This is a genomic window from Gluconobacter sp. P5B12 (genome assembly GCF_018812035.1).
Lineage (GTDB): Bacteria > Pseudomonadota > Alphaproteobacteria > Acetobacterales > Acetobacteraceae > Gluconobacter.
In genome coordinates, this window is the sequence record NZ_JACRVV010000014.1 from 1 (window position 1) to 17,243 (window position 17,243).

The 17,243-nt window shown below is 53.2% G+C and carries 9 protein-coding genes; 4 read left to right on the forward strand and 5 right to left on the reverse strand.

Features of this window, described 5'->3' with window-relative positions:
• The 3 genes from KP702_RS15490 to KP702_RS15505 all read right to left on the reverse strand — a co-directional run.
• On the reverse strand, nucleotides 1–1,693 hold a 1,693-nt coding region (locus tag KP702_RS15490), incomplete at its 3' end, for a beta strand repeat-containing protein (RefSeq protein WP_373687869.1).
• A gap of 1,164 nt (nucleotides 1,694–2,857) precedes the next feature.
• Nucleotides 2,858–4,600: a CocE/NonD family hydrolase gene (locus KP702_RS15500; protein WP_252348781.1), complete on the reverse strand. Its 1,743-nt coding sequence runs from the start codon at nucleotides 4,598–4,600 to the stop codon at nucleotides 2,858–2,860.
• Between the two features lie 189 nt (nucleotides 4,601–4,789).
• On the reverse strand, nucleotides 4,790–7,195 hold the full coding sequence (locus KP702_RS15505) for a TonB-dependent receptor (protein WP_215769339.1): 2,406 nt from the start codon (nucleotides 7,193–7,195) through the stop codon (nucleotides 4,790–4,792).
• A 101-nt stretch (nucleotides 7,196–7,296) separates the two neighbouring features.
• Between KP702_RS15505 and KP702_RS15510 the strand changes: the two genes are divergently transcribed.
• On the forward strand, nucleotides 7,297–8,193 hold the full coding sequence (locus tag KP702_RS15510; protein WP_202208607.1) for a LysR family transcriptional regulator: 897 nt from the start codon (nucleotides 7,297–7,299) through the stop codon (nucleotides 8,191–8,193).
• A 224-nt stretch (nucleotides 8,194–8,417) separates the two neighbouring features.
• Here KP702_RS15510 and KP702_RS15515 read toward each other — a convergent pair whose 3' ends face one another.
• Together KP702_RS15515 and KP702_RS15520 are read right to left on the reverse strand one after the other, a co-directional pair.
• A complete protein-coding gene (locus KP702_RS15515) occupies nucleotides 8,418–10,850 on the reverse strand; it encodes a membrane-bound PQQ-dependent dehydrogenase, glucose/quinate/shikimate family (protein ID WP_202208609.1) in 2,433 nt (810 codons plus the stop codon).
• A 169-nt stretch (nucleotides 10,851–11,019) separates the two neighbouring features.
• Nucleotides 11,020–12,711, reverse strand: coding sequence for an alpha-keto acid decarboxylase family protein (locus KP702_RS15520; RefSeq protein WP_202208610.1), 1,692 nt, complete (start codon nucleotides 12,709–12,711; stop codon nucleotides 11,020–11,022).
• A 101-nt stretch (nucleotides 12,712–12,812) separates the two neighbouring features.
• Between KP702_RS15520 and KP702_RS15525 the strand changes: the two genes are divergently transcribed.
• From KP702_RS15525 to KP702_RS15535, 3 genes are all read left to right on the forward strand, one after another.
• Nucleotides 12,813–13,694, forward strand: coding sequence for a LysR family transcriptional regulator (locus KP702_RS15525; protein ID WP_202208611.1), 882 nt, complete (start codon nucleotides 12,813–12,815; stop codon nucleotides 13,692–13,694).
• 613 nt (nucleotides 13,695–14,307) lie between these two features.
• Nucleotides 14,308–15,456: an FMN-dependent L-lactate dehydrogenase LldD gene (lldD, locus tag KP702_RS15530; RefSeq protein WP_202208612.1), complete on the forward strand. Its 1,149-nt coding sequence runs from the start codon at nucleotides 14,308–14,310 to the stop codon at nucleotides 15,454–15,456.
• Between the two features lie 272 nt (nucleotides 15,457–15,728).
• Nucleotides 15,729–17,186, forward strand: a complete 1,458-nt coding sequence (locus KP702_RS15535; RefSeq protein WP_252348782.1) for a carbohydrate porin — start codon at nucleotides 15,729–15,731, stop codon at nucleotides 17,184–17,186.
• Nucleotides 17,187–17,243: the final 57 nt, after the last annotated feature.

The following is a 17,243-nucleotide window of genomic DNA, read 5'->3' on the forward strand; positions in this document are numbered from 1 at the left end:
AGACCAGACCGCCATTGCTGTCAGACGACAGGGTATAGCCATACGTGCTGGCGTTCGGCACGTTCAACGAATACGTGCCACCGGTGGTGTAGAACGTGATGCCACTGGCCGTTGTGCTGACACTGGTGACGCTGGCCTGCGGGATGGACGCCAATTCAATCGTGTCTGTGGGCGACCAGCCCGAAATGGTATTCGTCGGCATGGAGGTGCCACTGATAACCAAGTTCGCACCATCACCAGAAAGCAGGATGCTACCAGTTCCTGCAGTGCCGTTGACGACCAGTGTACCACCAGAAGAAACAGTCTGAGTTCCTGCAATCAGGCCACCGGAAGAAATAACGGTCGTACCGCCGGCTGAAATGACGGTGCCAGAAACGGTTGCACCGCTTTGGATGACCACTGTATTTCCCGAAGTGACGCCCAGGCTGGCAACATTATTATTGCTCCAGACGGCACCGCTATCAATAATGATGGTTCCGCCTGTACCGCTGCCAAATCCATTATTGCTGGGATTGGCGCCGCTTCCGATTTCCAGCGTACCGCCGTTGACCTTGTTAGCAGATCCTGTAGCCCCAGAGCCTAGGTAGAGTCGTGCACCGCTTTGAATAGAAACGCCCGACGTTACAGAGTTCGCACCGGACCCCGAAGCGATCAACTGCGCAGAACCTGATAGGGTTCCACCGTAAATCGTACCATAGTTGGTTACGGTGCCGCTGTAAAAGTAGCTGCTGGTCGCACTCAGAACACCTGCGCTCGCGACCGTGGAAAGACCGGAGATAACAGCGCCATCGCGGACGTTGACTGTGGCACCAGAATTTACGGTGTTAATGGAGAGCGTGGCGCCAGAAATGACGGTCTGCGTACCAATAAGGGTGGCACCAGAAGAAATGATGGTTGTACCGCCGGCAGAGAGAGGCGTTCCGGAAATTGATGCCCCACTCTGAATAATCAGCGTGTTACCAGAGGTAACACCCAGGCTGCCAACATTGTTATTGCTCCAGGTTACACCACTGTCGATAATAATGGTTCCACCGGTGCCGCTGCCAAATCCATTGTTGCTAGGGCTTGCACCACTAGCGATTTCCAGCGTACCGCCGTTGACCTTGTTAGCAGATCCTGTAGCCCCGGCACCCAGATATAGACGAGTGCTACTGCCGACACTGACGCCGCTGATGAGGGACCCAGTATAAGCACTTAGGGCCGCGCCAGAGCCGGTAAGTGTACCGTTTGTCACGGTAGAGCCGGAGGAAACGTTGATCGTTCCTTCGAGGAGCGTACCTGAATTTGCCGTAACAGACGCGCCAGTGGCTACATTCCCGCCGCTAATAATCGCGCCATTTGCGGCGCTCAGAACGCCGCTGCTGAACGCATTAACTGCGAGAACCGTAGCACCGCTCGCAGCGCTGACAGTGCCGCCACTTGCGATATAGGGGTTATTGACTATTCCGCCTCCGGAAACATACCGGATGCCACCTTCCTGAATGACGCCTTGATAGGAGGAACCACCGCTGGAGATATAGTCCTTACCGCCACTACTGACCACGCCGTTACGGACGATACCGCCCGAAAGCACATATCGCTGACCGCCATTGTGCTGGTCCTGAGTGACACCGCCGCTCGAAACGGTTTCTACATCCCCGTAAACGAGGGTATTCGAGACCACCTGCCCAGAAGAAACGTTGTAAGTCGCCATCGCGTGTCCATCCTCAATCGTCAGCCACGAAGTGCAATGTGAAAGCGTGCACGCTCTGGCCACCTAAACTTCTTCACTGCAATTGCCCGTCATTTTTGTGTGGACAGCTACAAGGAGAGGAAAAAACAAACACTCTCCGAGTATGAATTCAAGCTTTTTTCTCCTGAGTATAGCGAGATTTATTAACGTTTATTTTATGAAATTCAGTCCCAACGCGTCCCAAAAAAGACAGTGCACATAAAAAATATAGAAATAATCATGATTTTGTAGATCTAAGGGTTTTTTGAAAGCTCCGCTGATCATTCTTTTTGTTATGAAAATAATTCTCGTTAGATGATTATTTTAAGATTCTCATAGGTACTGGATTCGGATTAAAATACAGAGATCTTAATTTGATCTTTTCTGAGAGGTGGGCGAAGTACCGAGGCTGACTCAGAATTAAGCCCGGTGCTCATCATCTCAGGGTACAGAGTCTGCAACATCACCTCATGCTGACGCGCCTTTAAGATTAGAAAAATACGGTTTTACTAGATCATATTAGAAAAAGACCTGATCCAAAGCCTTGCAACAGCAAGATTAAGGACGCTCCTTAAAGACAAAGCGGTCTTGTCGTATCGGGTTACGATACGCCGCATCGGCTTGAACATGCGTTCGATGCCGTTGCGATCCTGATAGCGTTTCCAGTCTGTTTACTTGGGAGCGTTGCGGCGTATGCGTGAGAGAATAACCGGCAGGATCCCATGGATCAGCAGATCCTAGCGAAAACTGTCGCTATCATAGGTCTGGCTGGCCCGCATGGCTCTCGGGTTGGGGGCTGACACCTTTATCAGGGCGTCTGTGGCTTTTGTCGTCTGAGACCTGCTCTCTGGGGAGGACAAAACCAAGACGGCATTCTTGATTATCACAGTGGGCATCGATTTTGCTCGTAAAGCCGCCCCCTGACCGACCAAAAGTCTCCGAATGAGCCCCCTTCTGCTCGCAACGAAAAGTGAAACCCGTCACACAGAAACCGAAATCATCGTCCTTGATGCCCAAAATCAGGCATCAAGAGCTTCAATCAATAGATATTCGAAATCTTCATTTTTCTTGAGGCTTCTTATGAAAAAGCCTCAAAATTTTATCTTTTAAGCAGGCTGATTTGAACAGCCTGCTGTTCGGGAAAAGTCAGTTCTGTGGAGCGTGGTCGGCGGCGTCTCCAGCGATAGCAGCCGAGAGGATAGGCAGTATCACGGATGAAGGGTGGGCTTTATCGTGCCAGATAGTCTGGTGGGCGATGACTCTGGTGGTGGCGGTGCCCAAGGGTTCACCGGTATTCGGATTAGGGGCGAATTGCGGATAGTCGCTCGATGAAATTTCCAGACGGATTTTGTGACCGGCTTTGAAGAGGTTGGAAGTCGGCCAAACTTTGATGTGATATTCATAGATCTGACCAGGAACGATTTCAGTTGGATTGCTCAGGGTGTCCCGGTAACTGGCTCGGATGATGCCATTATTGAGGTTAATGGCGCGCCCGTCCGGCGCAACATCAACGAGTTTGGCGGTAAAATCCGTATCTTTCGCATCCGTGCTGGCAAAGAGGTTAACAGTGATCGGGCCGGTTACGTTTACGGGATTTTCGAGGACGGGACTTGTATAGATGAGGATATCGGGCCGCTGTTCGATGGCGGATTGGTCAAACTGGCCTTGTGGGCCAGATGTCCAAGAGCAGCAGGAGTGCCCGCCGACGCTGGGAACGGGGTTTGCCGGATCATAGGTAAACTGGTCGGAGACTGCGGTTTTTTTTATCGGCCTTGTGGAGAGAGAGCCATCACCCATTGAAGAATTCGCACGTCCGACGCTGCCAAGATACCAGGTGACGTATTGAGAGCCTTCGATAGGAAAGGATTTCGCGGTATGCCAGCGGTTTTCACCCATGGTGAAGTAATCGACCCGCGGGCCGTCAGAATAACCGTTGGCCTGACCTTTCAGAACGTGATCGAGAAACTGTACGGTCAGTTCGTTGACAGGACTGTTGGCGACAGCGCCGATGTCTTTTAAACGTGGGCTGATGGTGCCGTTGGGGCGTCCCCAGCCGATATGTTCCCAAGGACCTATAACGAGACGTTGGTTTTCGCGGGCTTCCGGCGTTCCACCTTCGGTGCGCATTCCGTTGAAATTGTTGACGGCGCCATTGAGGAAAGAATCGTACCAGCCATCGAAGGCAAGGACGGGAACTTTTACGCGGTCGTAATGGGTACGGATCTGGAAAGCTTCCCAGTAGCTGTCGCGCGTAGAATGAGCGACTGCGTCGTAGAAATACGGAGCGACTTCCGGTTTATCGGGGTGGAGAGGCGGAAAGCTGCCGTAAGGGGTGTATGGCATCCAGACAGAGGCATTTTTGCCGTCTGCATAGAGCGATTTCGAGAGTTTTTTATCGCCACGGTTTGCGGCGGCAGACGAAGCGATGGTGTCGAGCATCCAAGGTTCGATGAAAGCGAGACGAAAGGCGCCATCCTCGTAGGTCCAGCCGTCATAATAATCATCACCTGTATTGGAAGGGACGATGGCTTTCAAAGCAGGAGGAGACGCGGTGGCGGCCAGCCACTGGGTGGCGCCGACATACGAAGATCCGTACATGGCGACTTGGCCGTCCGCACCGGGGAGTGTGGAGGCCCACTGCACGGTATCGTAGCCGTCATTCCTATCGTAGCGATATTCGTAAAACGTGCCATCGGATTTTCCCTGCCCACGGATATCCTGCACGACGACGACGTAGCAATGCGAGGCAAACCATTCGGGGGTCTGATAGCGGGCCGGCTGGATTTGAGCGGCGCTCTTTCCATACTGCGTCCGCATCAGCAGAACTGGCATTTTTTCAGCAGTTTTCGGGGTATAAACATCAGCACGGAGGACGGTTCCGTCACGCATCCTTGCGGGCACATCGATCTTCTTTGTTACGGCGCAGGAGCCGCGTCCTTCATCGTTCGGCCAGCCGGGCGTGGCTTGGGCTGAGGAGGTCACGGCAGACAGAGCGAGGCAGGTTGAAACGAATAGGGCGGAACGAATGGAAAACATCGAGCAAATCTCCGTTAAGCGGTCTAATGGGGTTAGGGCCTACTAAAATCCGGCGCTAAGGGAGGCGACGACGGCGAGGCCACCGGCACTGAGATAGAGCGGGGATGATCCGGCAATGGTTGTGCCGTAGACGCCGCGCGTGGCTTTCGCGTTGTTGGAAATACTCTGGAATCCGGACAAATAGTTTTTAGCGCCGATATTAACGACGTTGAGCTGGAATTGCGGATGTTGCACGAAGCCAATGGTGTTCATGCGATATCCCATGGTAATATTGGCGGTCTCGTACCCAGGAATTTTTTCATCGTTCATGAGGGTAGAATACTGGGAGCTAACGTAGTTGAAGACAAAGTTTCCGAAGATATGACTGTCGTCGTAGGATATCCCGGCAGCAGCGGAAAATTCCGGACTTTGGACGGCGCGTTTCCCTTTTGTCGGCAGGTAGTCGAGGCCTGAGGCGATATTGTTGTCTGTCGTGGCGTGGAGATACTGGGCGGAAACATAGGGGCTCCAGTGATGCCATGGGCGCAGACCGATTTCACCTTGTGCGCCACGAGAGGTTTTGCCGCCAGCCTCGATCGGTGATGGCAACGGGATGCCGTTGATGTATTGCGATGAGGTGATCTGGTTGTTGGTAATGTTGTAATTGAACAGCGACACCGCGACATTGACGAGGCCATAATGGCGGTAACCAATTTCCTCGCCGATAGAGTATTCGCCCTTGAGGGACGCCTGCTTCGACGCGGGGTTCGGGCTGTTGGTAGAGAACACCTCGCCATACACTTGGACCGAGGCCGGGGCACGATAGGCCGTTGTTCCATCGACATAGATCTGATCGTGCGACGTAAGCTGATAGCTGATAGAGACCTGTGGCAAAGGCTGGGCATAGCTGGCTCCGACCTTGTATTTTGTGGCCCCTGGAATGAGGTTCGTATTCCAGCGAGTTATCATCAGGTAACGTAGGCCAGCGTTAAGGGTCAGTTTGTCGTCAAGCAATTTCAGCGTATCATCGACGAAGATTTCGTTCATCTGGTGTTTGAAGTTCATGTCGAGGGTCCGGTATTGCTGACCATTCGGCATGGTGACCATATATTTACTGTAATTATTGGCGATGCCGCCGGTGTAATTAACAGGCGCATAATAAATAGGCTCTTCGAGCGCAATATAATTATAGATATAACCGGCGCGAAAGGTGTTATGCCCAGCTTTCCAAGTCACGGCGGCGTTCAGGAAGCCGGTTTTCTGCGGCACCGGATTGATGCTGGAAGCCGTTGTGACGCCGTTGGTCTGGTACGGCATATTCAGGTCAGCGATACGCTGGTTTCCAAAATATGATCCGCTGTTTTTGATCGTAACGCCCCCATAATAGAACTCGGAATAGTTCATGTAGGCGGGGGTCAGGTCGAGGTTGACGTGTTCACTAAGTTTCAGCTTCACTGGAGCAATCAGCACTGTGGAACGTCTTTGATACTGCCGCAGGCCGACCCAGTTGGTGTTCCCGGGCCAGTATTCCTTCGTATAATTGAAGGAGTTTCCGTATTGTTTCCACTGGGCCATGGTCAGGGGGCGGTAGCTCGCCTGCTGCCAATTGTCATAAGAAAAAGTGAGGCCTGCGCTACTGCCGGTGCCCCATTCCTTGATGATTTTTGAATCAACATGGAATTTCCTGAACTGACCTGAGCCGCGCCACTGGTTGTTGGTCGTGGAGGAGAACGAGGCAAAGGCTTTGACACCGCTATGGCCGATTTCACCTGTATCGAGGCGAATATATTCGCGCTGGAGTGATTTGGATCCGAAACTGAAATCGACACTCCCTCCTCTCCTGTCCTGCGGCCCGCGCAGGGCGACGGTGACGAGACCACCCACGTCGTTATAGACGGGCGCGCCGATATCTGGCGCACCCTGTGCGACAGTCACGGACTGGATGTTGTCTGTGTCCACCATAGCCTGAGTATAAGGCGTGTAGTTGATCGAATCGTTGAGAGGAATTCCCTCATACAGGAAGCCGATCTCAGCCTGTTGCAGGCCACGGATAGACATCGCTGTGCTCGACTGACCCAGCGGGTCGGTGCTAGCAGAGATGACACCCGGCAGAGCCGAGATCATGGCGATAGCGTTGCTTGTAGGGGACTGTTTGGCGATAAAGTCGCGCGTAATGGTGCTTTGAGCCCGTGCGGCGGTCTGGCGAGCCATGAGGCCACCGCCGGGGGTAGTGTTAGTGACGCCGTTGGCGGTTCGCATGCCAGCATGTACTTCGACCATTTCCGTGCCGGCTGCGCTGAAGGGATGCTGTGGCTTCGGTTTCGCAGCGGCTTTAGAAGATACTGCGGCGCTCGCAGCGGCGGGCCGGTGCGAAGGCACTTTCTTATGGATTGGACGGGCATCCGCCGGGTCGGGTAGCGAGACGGAAGAAGCAAGAAGAACGGCCAGAAATCCGTTGGTTTTCCGCACGTGATGCTCCTGTGTAACGGGAGGGGAAGAGGCGAAACAGATCGTTGCTTTGTCAGAACGTTGTGGTCAAATTTTAATTTTTGCTGTTAGCTATAAATCCGATGAATAATATATCGCGGATCGATCTTAATCTGGCTCATGTGTTTCTAGCCCTGTGGCATGAGCGCAGTGTCAGCCGTGCAGCAGAACGGCTGTCTTTGACGCAACCGGCTGTCAGTTCGGCGTTACGGCGTTTGCGCGAAGCCTGCGGCGACGAGCTTTTCGTGCGCACACGGTATGGAATGCAGCCAACGGCGCATGCGGTGGCAATTGCAGAAACGCTTGAGATGAACGTGTCTTCTCTGCGCTCCTCGCTGGGGCTGCGAGGGCAGTTCGATCCGGCGTCTTCGTCCCGCTTCTTCATAATTGGAAGCGATGGGGGGCTGGATTATGCACTGGGGGGACGGCTTGTTGCACGTCTGTCGGCTGAGGCGCCGGATATCACGCTGACGTTTCGCACCGTTTCAGCTCCGGTTCTGGACGGGGCCCTAGGACGACGGGAGATTGATATGGCTCTGACTATCAGTTCCCTCACGCGACCTGACTGTGTCTCGTCACCTCTCGGATCATTCCGGTTTGTCTGTGTCTGGCATGCGGATTTCTGTATTTTACCCGAGCAGATGACACCTGAAGATCTGGAACGCTGTCGTCATGTGCTGGTTGAGACCGCGTCACGGCACAGTATTTTCGATCATCGGCTGCGGAGCATGGGCATCCGGCGCACTGTGAGGACGATTGTGCCGTCCTTCGGGCATCTGCCGACCTTCCTCTGTCAGCCGGACACCATTGCGATTGTTCCTGATTACATCGCTGAATTTTTTCTAATGACGAGTGGGTTACGGATTTCCTCTCTGCCGGAGGTTTTTGGAGCCCATGAGGTGCGGATGCTGCTACCGCGCAAGTCGGAGTACGATGCAGGTGTTGGCTGGCTTGAAGGGCTGATCCGTCAGGTAGTTTGAGAGCAGTTACGTGCTGCTAACCTAGATGGTTAGCATTTCATTCTCGTCATACCGGGTACGACTGAGCAATCACAAAAATACGCACAATGTCTAAAATTTCTATGGTTTTTTGGAAAAATTTCTCAACTTCAGGAATTTAGCAATAACAGGCTAACCCTTGATCAATACGAATTTTTAATGAGTTGTCTTGGGAGATATTTTCCCAAGACAACGTCCCAAATGAGTTACTTCCCTTCCCCATCTGGCAGCGCATAGGCGATAATCTCATCGCTTACATCAGGCGAATGGCTCATGCCACCCGCCGAAATCACGACATATTCTTTACCGCTTTTCGGAGAACGAAACACGAGAGGAGCCGCAGGCGCACCCGCCGGCAGACGAGCTTTCCAAAGCTCCTTACCCGTCAGCGAGTTCAGCGCCCGAAGATAATAATCCTGCGTGCCCGCAAAGAATACTATCCCAGACGCCGTCACCGTCGGCCCTCCAAGGGTCGGGAGGCCCATCGGCACCGCCATATGAGTCTTCAAACCCATGGGCCCTGTATCCTTCACCGTTCCCAGCGGAACCTGCCACAGTAGCTTTTTCGTATGCAGATCAATGGCATTCATTGTTCCAAACGGTGGCGTGTTGCACGGCACAGCGAGCGGAGACTGCAAGATATCAATCCGTACACCACGATAAGAACCAGCAACCTGTGGCCGCAACGTCCCCATGAAGCCGGGCACCTCGTCCATTGAAATCGTGTAGTGGGAAGCATTCTTTTCGTTCACGAGCATCATGCGCAAGGGCACGCGCATATCGTTCACAAACATCAGGCCCCGTGCCTCGTCGATGGCAATACCACCCCAGTTCATCCCGCCAAGAAGGCTCGGATACTCGATATAAGGTTTCTCGCCAGGCGGTGTGAACGGACCTTCATAGACAGAGTTGCGGAACATGATACGGCAGTAAAGCTGATCAAACGTACTCACGCCCCACATCGAATTTTCACTGAGCGGCTTATTGCCGATCCCGGGCATTCCGACAGAGAATGGCTGCGTCTTAGCCAGATGCTCGCCGTCCGCCGCTCCTTGCTGCGGCACGCTCTTCTCGACCACATCCGTCACCGGCACCCCGGTGCGACGGTCTACGACAAAGATATTACCCGTCTTGGTCGTCTGGATCAGAGCAGGAACCTTCTCTCCCCGGGAATTACTTACATCGTAGAGCACCGGCTGTGAGGGAATATCATAATCCCAGACGTCATGATGAACCGTTTGGAATACCCATTTTGTCTGCCCGGTAGCCGCATCAACTGCAACGATCGCTGCGCCGAACTTTTCTTTCACCGCACTGCGATCACCACCCCAGTAATCCGGTGGTCCCCCACCCGTCGGCAGATAAACAAGGTTCAGGTCGCGGTCATATGTCGGAATGGTCCAGACATTCGGCGTTTCCAGTGTGTAAGTCTTGGATGGATCTGTCGCGTTGGCATTGTCTGGATCACCGACATCCCACGCCCACGTCTGAGCACCCGTACGCACATCGAAAGCTCGCACGGCACCTGACGGCTCGCCATGCACAATATCGCGCACCCAGCCACCAATAACCGTCGTGTGACCCATGATGACCGGGATACCTGTAGGGTGATACCGTTTGCCGTTTTCAACCGGCCCCATACGAGGCTTCAAATCGACAATACCATTGTCACCAAATTTTGGACACAGCTTGCCAGTGTGCGCATCCAGTGCGATCAGGCGGGCATCAACCGTGTTTACAATAACACTCTGACGGCAAGGCGCATCCGGATCGACGGACTTCTCTTCGGCTGTCAGCGTCAGATCCCTGTCCGTGTCATAATAACCGACACCACGGCAACTGACATGCTCTGCGGAATGGGCATGCGGATCAAAAGTCCATAGGGCATGACCTGTATCGCCCTCAATCGCGGCAACCTTGTTTTCCGGCGTGCAGGAATAAAGAACATTCCCGATCTGCTGCGGCGTATTCTCATCAACGCCCGTACCGCTTCCGGTCACGCGGCGCCCCGTGTGATACACCCAGGCAACCTTCAGATGGCTTACGTTCTCAGGCGTGATTGCCGTGTACGGAACGTAACGCGTGCCATGCGCGTTTCGGCCGAAATATGCCCAATCATCTGGCACATTTTCACTCGCGACGACATCTTTCGTACGGCTCGCGACATCACTTTCGTTATGGATGGCGCCATGTGGCGTAAAGGCTTCAAGCAGCGTGACCACAAGAGCAAGCACAAGACCTGCACCACCGAAAACTCCGGCCTTACGAGCGACTGAGCTGACATTTGTAAGCGTTACTGTTCCCCACAACCCGAGCACACAGAGAACCGCTGGAACCGTCAGGCGCGGTAGCAAAGCCCAGTAACCGATTTCCGGCGTATCTACTAAAGCCCAGAGAAGTGTTGCGAGAAAGACCACTGCCGTTAAGGGCAGAGCCAGACGCTGTCGCAGAAACATGAGAATGCCAATAGCGACATAGGCAAAACCCGCGACAAAATAATAAAAGGAGCCTCCCAACAGCGTGAGACGTATTCCCCCTATTAAAAGGGCGACACCCACAAAAAAAATAATTATCGCAAACAGAATGCGAGATGCGGAACGTATGTCAGCTCCGACTTTTTCTGAAATATTACTATTCACGCCCCAATACTCCGCACAAATATCCTTCCGTCCATCAGGAAATTACCTTCTCTGAAATCGCACAACCTGATGTTAGTGCCTTATGTCTACAAACCCCGATAGGCTCAGATGACATAAAAAAAGCCAGAGCCCCCAAAGGCTCTGGCTTTTTCATTTCAGATCTGTGCCTTCAGCTGCGCTGTGGCTTGCGGGAATTGGCAGCGGCTACGCGCTTGCCCCACGCAACGAGCGCATCCGTGCAATCCGTCCGGTCGAGCTTGCATTCGATCAGTGTCGGTCCACGGGTGTTCTTTTTAGCCTTTTCAATGGCTTCAGCTAGCTCCTCACCAGTGGTGGCTTTTAAGCCGAGGCCAGACTTGCCGCTTGCTTCACCCGGCACACCACCGTTGAAGACGTTAACCAGCGCGGCATAATCCCAGTTCTGGATGTAGTTGTACGGCCCATCATGAATCTTGATTTCAATGACATAGCCATAATTATTAACCAGGAAGATGATAACCGGCAGTTCGTACCGAACCATCTGTGCGACTTCCTGAGCCGTAAGCTGGAACGAGCCATCACCGACCATCAGAACGTGCTGACGCTCAGGTGAACCCGCCGCATTCCCGAAAACGGAAGGTACGGACCAGCCGATGTGGCCCCACTGCATTTCAGATTCAACACGTGCACCTTCAGGAAGGTGCATCCGGGTCGCGTTGAACCAGGAATCACCAGTCTCTGCAAACAGCGTCGTGTTGCCATCCACCAAAGCATTGATCTGACGCGTCATTTCGTCGTTCGTCAGCGGGGCGGACGGATTGGCCGTCGGCAGAACAACCGGCTCGTAGCTTCCGGTCAGAGATGCAGGCTTATGGGGAGCCTGTGCCGTCAGAGCCTTGACGAACTCCTTCAGACGGAAGCCTTCGAACGTCTTGCCGTTAACCGTCACACGGTCCGGATTGACCTCCAGAACGTTTTCACCACGGATCAGGTCATTCCAGCCCACGGAGGAGTAATCGTTCCAGACAGGCGCCAGTGTGATGACGCCATCTGCACTTTTGACGACCTCTTCAGCACCCGGGCTGCTAACTTCGCCCCAATACACGCCACGGAAACCCGGATGTGTTTCCGGAAAGAAGCTTTTGGCCGCGCTCATGATCGTAACTGCGCAACCGAGTTTGTCGGCCAGAGCCACCGTTTCCTCAAGTGCTTCAGCCGCACGCAGTTTACTGCCGACAAGGATGACAACCTTTTCGCGGTGCGCAAGAAACTCTTCGCTCTCCTTAAGAGCGGCCTTCAGGCTGGCCTCGTCCGGAGCCGGATAAGACAGGAGGGAGTCCACCGGACCAGGGCGGGCACAAAGAGCCGCAGCCACGTTGCAGGAAATTTCCAGATAAGCTGGCTTCTTCTCACGCAGAGCCGTGCGGATCACGTGATCGATTTTGGCTGGAGCGGACTCCGCATCCGTGATGCTTTCGGCTGCGCAGGTGACGTGCCGTACCATTTCGAGCTGGTAGTTATAATCCGTCGTGCCGATCGTATGATGCAGCACCCGCCCCGAGCCATAATCGTTGGTATTGGGCGCACCAGAAATCACGATAACGGGCAAGTTCTCGGCATAAGATCCACCGAGGCCATTCATGGCAGAAATAGCGCCTACGCTAAACGTCACGACAGCTGCTGCTGCCCCTTTAGCCCGCGCATAACCTTCTGCGGAAAAACTGCAATTCAGCTCATTACAGCTGTAGATCTGACGCATGCCGCCATGTTCGAGAAGCTGATCCAGCAGGACGAGGTTATAGTCTCCCGCGACGGCAAAATGGTCTTTCAGACCGATCTGCGTCAGCCGTTCAGCGAGATAATGTCCAACAGTAAAGCTCATCACGAAATCCTCTGAGGAGTGTCTGTCACGACTCTCGGCAGACTGCTGGATAAAGTCCAATATATAGTTGAATGCATTTCCATATATGATACGTATGGATCATGGACCTACGCCACTTACGTTACTTCGTTGCCATTGCGGATCACGGGAGTTTTACTCGTGCAGCCGAAGCCCTGCACATCGAGCAGCCGCCGCTCAGTCAGCAGATCAAAGCACTGGAAGCGGAACTCGGCCTTTCCCTGTTTCATCGTTCCAGACGCGGTGCCACCTTGACCGATAGCGGCATACAGCTCCTCGCGAAGGCACAGCATATTCTTGCAATGGAACGCGAATTTTATCTGCTGGCGGGAGGCCTGGCACGAGGCGAACAAGGGCGACTACGTCTCGGCATGGCCGGCGCCGTCGCCCTCCTGCCCCTTATTCCTCGGGCCATCCGCCTCTTCCGGGAACGCTGGCCCGACATCGTCATCACCCTAGACGAGAGCAACACCCCTGCACTCTGCGAGGCTCTGCATGAACACCGGTTGGACATCGCGATCGTCCGCCCTCCAGCGCCGGACCCGCGCATTACTCTCCACCCCCTCTTTGATGAGCCCACCGTTCTGGCCATTCCAAAAGGACATCCACTGTCACAGCAGCACCGTATCCCGCTTTCGGCTGTGGCCGACGAACCGTTCCTGATTTTCAAACGCGAACTTGGCCCAGGCTTTTATGACGCTATCATCGCGGCTTGCCAGAAAGCAGGCTTTACCCCTCGTCTTGGTCAATCCACACCGCAGATTGCTGCGACAGTTCCCATGGTAGCCGCCGGAATGGGCGTTTCCATCGTTCCAGCTTATCTCAGCCAGATCCATGCTGAAGGTGCGACATTTCATCCCATTGATGGCCCCATGCCTCGCGCCTCTATAGCACTGGCCTCAAGCCAACCTGAACTCTCAGGGCCCAGCGCACGGTTTCATGCCCTTTTGCGTGAACTCGCCTGAAGTATCTCAATGATTGAGGTGCATTGATAGTCGCATGACTCTCGTGTCGATCTTCTTGATAATAGAAAAGATCCTGCCGTGACGGCCCCCCTGTTCTCAGGATAGGACATTCCTGAGAGCAAATTTACCTCATACGTACGATGGCAAGGATGACAGTAACCAACCCTATCGACACGCTGAATGGGTCCGCGCCCCCGCGTTCGAGACTGAAATGCGCGGAACATAGCCATCATTGACAGCAGAAGGTGTCCGGGCAGAATCCTTTAGTCCGTTAGATTAGAACCTGTTCTTCCTCACCAAAAAGAAATGACTGTTATCAAACAGGATTTCGAAGGTTTTCATCTTCGTAATAGTTAGAACACTCAAAGTAATCACGCCTCTTTGATAACACCCGAAACCACAGTATGCGACGCTCCTAAGTCCTTATAATATATAAATATTTCATAACAAGTTTATTTTATATATCTAAAAAGTATGGATAGCACCAATTTAAGCGAATGGATGTTAGGACATTTCTCTTCCAGACAATGCGCCAGGCAGTCCGTGAGAAAGACGGATCTAAGAAAAAAACCAAGCGCACGCGGAATGACAAAATCCGCGAAGGAGAGTTACAATGATTATTTCAGCAGCGACGGATTACCGAAAAGCAGCCGCTCGGAAAATCCCTCCTTTTCTGTTTCATTACATTGATGGAGGATCATATGCGGAGCATACGCTGAAACGAAATACTGCAGACCTTGCAGATCTCGCTTTAAGACAGCGTATTCTTCGCAACGTCTCTAACCTGGATACTTCTACCGAAATATTCGGACGTAAGCTTGCTTTTCCAGCCGCGCTTGCCCCGGTGGGGCTAACAGGTATGTATGCCCGTCGCGGCGAAGTTCAGGCAGCACGGGCCGCAAGCCGCAAAGGTATCCCTTTCACCCTCTCCACTGTATCAGTCTGTCCAATCGCGGAAGTGCAAGCCGCAGTTCGAGAACCAATCTGGTTCCAGTTGTATGTGCTCAAAGACCGTGGTTTCATGCGTGATGCCTTGGAGCGCGCAAAAGCAGCAGGCGTAACCACCCTCGTCTTTACGGTAGACATGCCAACACCGGGGGCGCGCTACCGCGATGCTCATTCAGGCATGTCCGGCCCGCTGGCTAAATGGCGTCGCTATGCTCAGGCGGTGACACATCCGCAATGGGCTTGGGATGTTGGTTTGCGTGGACGCCCGCATGATCTGGGCAATATCTCGACATATCGAGGCACCCCCACTGCGCTTGAAGACTACATTGGTTGGCTCGCAGGTAATTTCGATCCGTCAATAAGCTGGAAAGACTTGCAGTGGATACGTGATTTCTGGGAAGGACCAATGATCATTAAGGGTATTCTGGACCCTGAGGACGCGAAAGACGCTGTAAAATTTGGGGCAGACGGTATCGTTGTCTCCAATCATGGTGGACGGCAACTTGACGGTGTCCTTTCAACCATTCGTGCCCTTCCTCCCATCGCAGATGCCGTCAAGGGTGACCTGAAAATCCTTGCTGATTCAGGAATTCGCAGCGGTCTGGATATTGCTCGAATGATTGCATGTGGGGCTGATTCCGTCCTGCTGGGGCGCGCCTTCGTTTACGCTCTCGCAGCAGCAGGAGAGCGCGGCGTCGCGAATGTGCTGGACATCATCGAAAAAGAACTCCGTGTTGCGATGATTCTGACTGGCGCACGCTCGATCTCGGAAATCACCTCCGACAGTGTTGAGAAACTTGCGCGAGAACGCTGATCCTTCAAAGCCCCATAAATACTTCATCACGGCATATCGCGCGAAATAATAGACGCGCGATTACCAAATAATACATCAAAAATAAATATAATCTGTGAATAACACGGAATATTACTGTCATGTTTCATGATTTTACCCAAGATCTTCCTGCGTCGTTATCCGTTGTTAGGACAAAAAGACGCTCCGGGACCATTTGGTACGCAGGTGCAATGCTCTTTATCGCCCTAATGGCCACCAGTTCTGCTGAAAGTGCGCCTGATACAGCTTTAATCATGCGACAGCACCCAGGAACGAGCTTTCAGACGGACAGAAATACGCCGTTCCATTCCGACGCAAAAGCATCACACACCGTGGCGGCACCCACCAAAAGGACCGAACATCTTTCCGACCCTAATCAGCTTGAAAGCCTTTTTAATACTGAAAGCCTGTCTGCACTCCTCAATCGCAGAGATGATGCCCTGCGGGAACGTGACCTCTCTGCGGGGTATTTCGTACCTGCTCAAGCATTCGGTAATCTGGTTCCACAAGTAGCTCCCGCACGAACGTGGCTTGCTAAACGGGGCTATACATTTCAGTTCGCTTATAAAGGGGAAGCCTTGGCTAATGTAAGCGGCGGTCTGAGCAAAGGCATGTCGTATGCTCATGAACTGACGCTGGTGAATAATTTCGATCTGGGCAAGCTGCTAGGTCTGAATGGATGGATCCTACATGGCGTTTTAATGGAACGAGCAGGTCGGCAGATCAGCTTTGATCACGTCGGCGAGCGGCGAATTCTGCTGTCTGAAGTCTACAGCCTTTCCGGCCATATGGCGGCACATCTAGCAGACTTCTACGTGGAAAAATCTTTCCGTCACAACAGCATCAATATCAATCTGGGCCGCCTGACCCTCACACATACTTATGGCACATCTCTGCTCTTATGCACCTTCATGATCCAGTGCTCAGCCCCAGTAGGCATTAAAAGCGTTCAAGGGTGGAGCGTCTATCCGAAGGCAACATGGGGCGGCACGATCCGTCTGCGTCCAACACGCGATCTGACGTTAAGAACAGGTGTTTACGCGTCCTCCGTCCTGACATCCAATCCATCAGGATGGGCCTGGGGCAGTGAGAAGCAGACTGGCGTCATGCTTCCCATCGAGCTGACGTGGGAGCCTTTTATCGGCCCACGAAAGCTGCCGGGCCACTACAAACTCGGCTTTGGCCACGATACCAGCGGTTTTACGGACATGATTGGCTCGGTCCCCTCCTCGATGGCCCTCCGATATGCGGTGCAAAGGCCTCAGGCACGCGACACATTTTATATTGAAGCCGACCAGATGATTTATCGCAGCCACGGCCTGCATCAGATGGCAGGAGGCTACCTGATGGCGGGTTACATTCATAATACACCGCAAGTTTCGGTCTTTTCTGATCAGTTTTATGTTGGAACTTCGCTTCTCGGCATCATTCCTTTCCGCCCGCTCGACCGCTTTGGGGTGATGTATTCATATTATCAGATCAGCAAACGCCTGACACTCGGGCAGCACCTTCTTCAGGACGCAGGTCTGCCGTTCCCCACAGGGGTAAACGGCCCTCAGACGCATACGGCAACACTGGAGGCCTATTACGGAGTTCCCATTATGCCCGGTCTGCTCTTTCAACCCTCTTTTGAATATCAGATGCGACCGGGAGAAACGTCAGTCATTCCGAACGCAACGGTCATCGGCATCAAAGTTATCGGCAATCTTTAATCCCCCCGCATCCAGGGCCGGAAATCGGCATGGATAAGCCTTATCGACACGAAGTCA

Bases quoted from the DNA above. Each gene is read 5' to 3' on its own strand.
- KP702_RS15510 (WP_202208607.1), top strand. From the start codon at position 7,297: ATGAATAATATATCGCGGATCGATCTTAATCTGGCTCATGTGTTTCTA.
- KP702_RS15525 (WP_202208611.1), top strand. From the start codon at position 12,813: ATGGACCTACGCCACTTACGTTACTTCGTTGCCATTGCGGATCACGGG.
- KP702_RS15520 (WP_202208610.1), bottom strand. From the start codon at position 12,711: ATGAGCTTTACTGTTGGACATTATCTCGCTGAACGGCTGACGCAGATC.
- KP702_RS15535 (WP_252348782.1), top strand. From the start codon at position 15,729: ATGCGACAGCACCCAGGAACGAGCTTTCAGACGGACAGAAATACGCCG.
- lldD (WP_202208612.1), top strand. From the start codon at position 14,308: ATGATTATTTCAGCAGCGACGGATTACCGAAAAGCAGCCGCTCGGAAA.
- KP702_RS15500 (WP_252348781.1), bottom strand. From the start codon at position 4,600: ATGCGTGACGGAACCGTCCTCCGTGCTGATGTTTATACCCCGAAAACT.